The sequence below is a fragment of the Gilliamella sp. B2911 genome, from assembly GCF_026536965.1.
Classification (GTDB): Bacteria; Pseudomonadota; Gammaproteobacteria; order Enterobacterales; family Orbaceae; genus Gilliamella; species Gilliamella apicola_E.
The window spans coordinates 1-3786 of record NZ_JAFNNA010000023.1; the positions used below are offsets into that span (position 1 = coordinate 1).

9 protein-coding genes are annotated in these 3786 nt (G+C 32.2%); all 9 read right to left on the minus strand.

Annotation, left to right across the window (positions count from 1 at the left end; genetic code table 11):
- Positions 1 to 56: 56 nt before the first annotated feature.
- On the minus strand, positions 57 to 341 hold the full coding sequence (locus J3U27_RS11465; RefSeq protein ID WP_267377490.1) for a hypothetical protein: 285 nt from the start codon (positions 339 to 341) through the stop codon (positions 57 to 59).
- Positions 342 to 369: 28 nt separating this feature from the next.
- On the minus strand, positions 370 to 654 hold the full coding sequence (locus J3U27_RS11470) for a hypothetical protein (RefSeq protein WP_267377491.1): 285 nt from the start codon (positions 652 to 654) through the stop codon (positions 370 to 372).
- Positions 655 to 809: 155 nt separating this feature from the next.
- On the minus strand, positions 810 to 1094 hold the full coding sequence (locus J3U27_RS11475; RefSeq protein WP_267377492.1) for a hypothetical protein: 285 nt from the start codon (positions 1092 to 1094) through the stop codon (positions 810 to 812).
- A 285-nt stretch (positions 1095 to 1379) separates the two neighbouring features.
- Positions 1380 to 1664 carry a hypothetical protein gene (locus tag J3U27_RS11480; RefSeq protein WP_267377493.1) on the minus strand — a complete coding sequence of 95 codons (285 nt, stop codon included), beginning with the start codon at positions 1662 to 1664 and terminating at the stop codon, positions 1380 to 1382.
- 29 nt (positions 1665 to 1693) lie between these two features.
- Complete coding sequence (locus J3U27_RS11485; protein ID WP_267343384.1) at positions 1694 to 1978, minus strand: hypothetical protein; 285 nt, start codon at positions 1976 to 1978, stop codon at positions 1694 to 1696.
- A 29-nt stretch (positions 1979 to 2007) separates the two neighbouring features.
- Positions 2008 to 2292: a hypothetical protein gene (locus J3U27_RS11490; protein WP_267377495.1), complete on the minus strand. Its 285-nt coding sequence runs from the start codon at positions 2290 to 2292 to the stop codon at positions 2008 to 2010.
- Between the two features lie 296 nt (positions 2293 to 2588).
- On the minus strand, positions 2589 to 3008 hold the full coding sequence (locus J3U27_RS11495) for a hypothetical protein (protein WP_324170015.1): 420 nt from the start codon (positions 3006 to 3008) through the stop codon (positions 2589 to 2591).
- Complete coding sequence (locus J3U27_RS11500; RefSeq protein WP_267377496.1) at positions 2939 to 3523, minus strand: hypothetical protein; 585 nt, start codon at positions 3521 to 3523, stop codon at positions 2939 to 2941. Before J3U27_RS11500 ends, J3U27_RS11495 begins: the two co-directional genes overlap by 70 nt.
- Positions 3524 to 3786 (minus strand): hypothetical protein (locus J3U27_RS11505; protein WP_267331134.1); only part of this gene is annotated, 263 nt, incomplete at its 5' end. It lies immediately after the preceding gene.

The following is a 3786-nucleotide window of genomic DNA, read 5'->3' on the forward strand; positions in this document are numbered from 1 at the left end:
TTTAGTTGTCTGCTCTATCTGCTCAAAGAGATTATCTAAATTATCAAGTTTCATTATTACATCTCAATTAGCCAGGAATATTCTAGATTTTCTTTAGTTCGATTACGCACAAAATCTAAGGCTACTATTTTTTCATAGTAATTATTTATCTTATCCCAATCATCTGGATAAAAACTTGGGTCATCTTTATATTTTTCATAAATGTAAGACGTTAATTTATTGAGCTCCTGCAGATAATTATCATGTTGTTCTTGTGTAATTAAATTTACCGCCAAAGCATGTCTGAATTCATTTTTCATAATGCTTTCAATTGTTTTCACTCGTTCTTTTTGGTCTCGCATACTGCACTCCTTAGGGGGATTTCATCATTCACATCTCGATAAGCCAACTGTCTTCCAACCCTTCTTTTATATAGCCTCTAACAAAATCTAAGGCTACAATTTTTTCATAGTAGTTATTGATTTTACGCCAATCTTCAGCACGAAAAGTAAAACTATCTTTATATCTTTCATAAATATAAGACGTTAATTCATTAAGCTCCTGCAGATAATTATCATGTTGTTCTTGTGTAATTAAATTTACCGCCAAAGCATGTCTGAATTCATTTTTAGTCAATCTTTCGATACTGTAAACTCGCTCTTTTTGGTCCCTCATACTGTTCTCCTTAGGCAGTTTTGGTGATATTAACGGCTGAATTATAACCAAATTTTTTTGGGGGTTGCATTGGTTTGTGCAAAATTCGAAGTACCTTGATTATCAACCCTCTGTATCTGCTTGAAAAGTTGAATAATATTATCTACTTTCATTATTTACATCTCAATAAGCCAACTGTCTTCTAACCCTTCTTTTATATAATCTCTAACAAAATCTAAGGCTACAATTTTTTCATAATAGTCATTGATTTTAATCCAATCTTCATCGTAAAAAGCTAAACTATCTTTATATTTTTCATAAATATAAGATGTTAATTCATTGAGTTCCTGCAGATAGTTGTCATGTTGTTCTTGTGTAATTAAGTTTAATTCTAATGCGTACTCAAACTCATTTCTTGTTAATCTTTCAATACTGTAAACTCGTTCTTTTTGGTCCCGCATACCATCCTCCTTAAGTAGTTTTGGTGATATTAACGGCTGAATTATAACCAAATTTTTTAGGGCATCCAAGCAGAAAGGCTCGCTAACTGTGTGACTGCGACTTTCGCTTTGCTATTGACATTATCAATACTATTCAAGTATTAACATAATTAGCTTGATACACTTCTTGGGTATAGGGGTTTTTAGGGTGATTGGCATTAGTTAGATTAAAATTTGAAACCCGCTGACTTTTAGTTGTCTGCTCTATCTGCTCAAAGAGATTATCTAAATTATCAAGTTTCATTATTACATCTCAATTAGCCAGGAATATTCTAAATTTTCTTTAGTTCGATTACGCACAAAATCTAAGGCTACAATTTTTTCATAGTAATTATTTATCTTATCCCAATCATCTGGATAAAAACTTGGGTCATCTTTATATTTTTCATAAATGTAAGACGTTAATTTATTGAGCTCCTGCAGATAGTTGTCATGTTGTTCTTGTGTAATTAAATTTACTTCTAATGCGTACTCAAACTCATTTTTCATGGTACTTTCAATTGTTTCAACGCGTTCTTTTTGGTCTCGCATACTGTATTCCTTACGGGGGATTTCATCATTTACATCTCGATAAGCCAAATATCTTCTAAATCTTCTTTTGTATAATCTCTGATAAAATCTAAGGCTACAATTTTTTCATAGTAGTTATTGATTTTACGCCAATCTTCAGCACGAAAAGTAAAACTATCTTTATATCTTTCATAAATATAAGACGTTAATTCATTAAGCTCCTGCAGATAATTATCGTGTTGTTCTTGTGTAATTAAATTTATTTCTAATGCGTACTCAAACTCATTTTTCATGGTACTTTCAATTGTTTCAACGCGTTCTTTTTGGTCTCGCATACTGTATTCCTTACGGGGGATTTCATCATTTACATCTCGATAAGCCAAATATCTTCTAAATCTTCTTTTGTATAATCTCTGATAAAATCTAAGGCTACAATTTTTTCATAATAGTCATTGATTTTAATCCAATCTTCATCGTAAAAAGCTAAACTATCTTTATATTTTTCATAAATATAAGACGTTAATTCATTGAGTTCCTGCAGATATTTGTCATGTTGTTCTTGTGTAATTAAATTTACCGCCAAAGCATGTCTGAATTCATTTTTAGTCAATCTTTCGATACTGTAAACTCGCTCTTTTTGGTCCCTCATACTGTTCTCCTTAGGCAGTTTTGGTGATATTAACGGCTGAATTATAAACAAATTTTTGGGAGCGTCCAAGCGGAAAGGCTCGCTATACGTTCCTTTCCACCTGTCCTAAAGTATAAAATTAGGTGAGTTGTGAATAGGTCACTGTGTAAAATGCTCGCTCACTGCGAGACTGCAACCTCTGCTTTGCTATTGACATTATCAACACTGTTCAATTATTAACATAAAAAGTAAATAACAATGTGTACAAAAATTAAAGAGTGAATTCCGATTAAGTGATTGTGACGATAATTTATCGTTTAATCTCCCAACTCCATATCTTGCGATGTTATTATCTGATCAATAATAGGTTTTTCTGCTAAATTTTTTCCTGGAGTATCTAATGTCTGGTTTAACATTTTGCTTGATATTGTCGCGTGCTGTTTTTTAGCCGTTAAATATTTACTTTTGGTTAATGACAATACTTTATCCGACTCAGTCAATGCCTTGCTTAACTCTGCCTTCTGAACATCTTTATCGTCCCCAAATTTGCACAAAAACTCTTTTAAATAAGATAAATTATTGGTTTTATTACTATTAACATTCGTTAATTCACAGAGCTTTATTGCTGAAGTTTCGGCGACTAATTCATCTCGTTTGAAAAAATTTATTACTTGCACAGGTGTTGTTGGTGTTCGCTCCAATTCCCGACTGGTTGAATGCCAGATTTCATGAAAGATATCGTTATAGTATCCTTCGGCAGTCTTATACTGGGATTTATCGGGCTATGTGATTTGGGATCATAACGAGGATTTGACGGGCTGTTATGTAAAACCTTAACCCCCTGACTTGATATAAATTGCTCGACTTTTAAATTTTCCTGCCACTGTTTTTCTGGCTTAATTTCAAGCGGAAGTTTATCAAAGGAAGCTTTATCCAGTTGTTCTACATTATAAAATTTAATATTTCGTAATTTCTCATTATCTTTATATAAATCACTTTCAAAAAAGTTATCTTTCTCATCCGGTTTTATTTGTAAATTATTTACCTGTATTTCATCCTCAGTTAACCAGCGAGTCTCTGAAAATCCTTTTTGATGTCCTTTTTTATATAACCACTCTACTTGATATATTTCTTGAGTATAAGGTTTTTTGGGAAAGTTTGCATTAGTTTGTGTAAAGTTCGAAATCCTTTGATTATCATCAGTTTGCTGTATCTGCTCGAAAAGCTGATTAGCATTGTCTGCTGTCATCATTTACATCTCGATAAGCCAGTCATCTTCTAACCCCTCTTTTGTCCGACTACGAACAAAATCCAATCCAATGATTTTTTCATAATAGTCATTAATTTTATCCCAATCATCTGGATAAAAACTTGGGTCATCTTTATATTTTTCATAAATATAAGACGTTAATTCATTAAGCTCCTGCAAATAGTTGTCATGTTGTTCTTGTGTAATTAAATTTACCGCCAAGGCATGTCTAAATTCATTTCTTAAGCGTCGTTCCATTCTATCAA

What these genes read in the sequence shown, in the direction of transcription:
- J3U27_RS11470 (WP_267377491.1), bottom strand. Translation starts at nt 654, where the DNA reads ATGAGGGACCAAAAAGAGCGAGTTTACAGTATCGAAAGATTGACTAAA.
- J3U27_RS11500 (WP_267377496.1), bottom strand. Translation starts at nt 3,523, where the DNA reads ATGATGACAGCAGACAATGCTAATCAGCTTTTCGAGCAGATACAGCAA.
- J3U27_RS11490 (WP_267377495.1), bottom strand. Translation starts at nt 2,292, where the DNA reads ATGAGGGACCAAAAAGAGCGAGTTTACAGTATCGAAAGATTGACTAAA.
- J3U27_RS11480 (WP_267377493.1), bottom strand. Translation starts at nt 1,664, where the DNA reads ATGCGAGACCAAAAAGAACGCGTTGAAACAATTGAAAGTACCATGAAA.
- J3U27_RS11465 (WP_267377490.1), bottom strand. Translation starts at nt 341, where the DNA reads ATGCGAGACCAAAAAGAACGAGTGAAAACAATTGAAAGCATTATGAAA.
- J3U27_RS11475 (WP_267377492.1), bottom strand. Translation starts at nt 1,094, where the DNA reads ATGCGGGACCAAAAAGAACGAGTTTACAGTATTGAAAGATTAACAAGA.
- J3U27_RS11485 (WP_267343384.1), bottom strand. Translation starts at nt 1,978, where the DNA reads ATGCGAGACCAAAAAGAACGCGTTGAAACAATTGAAAGTACCATGAAA.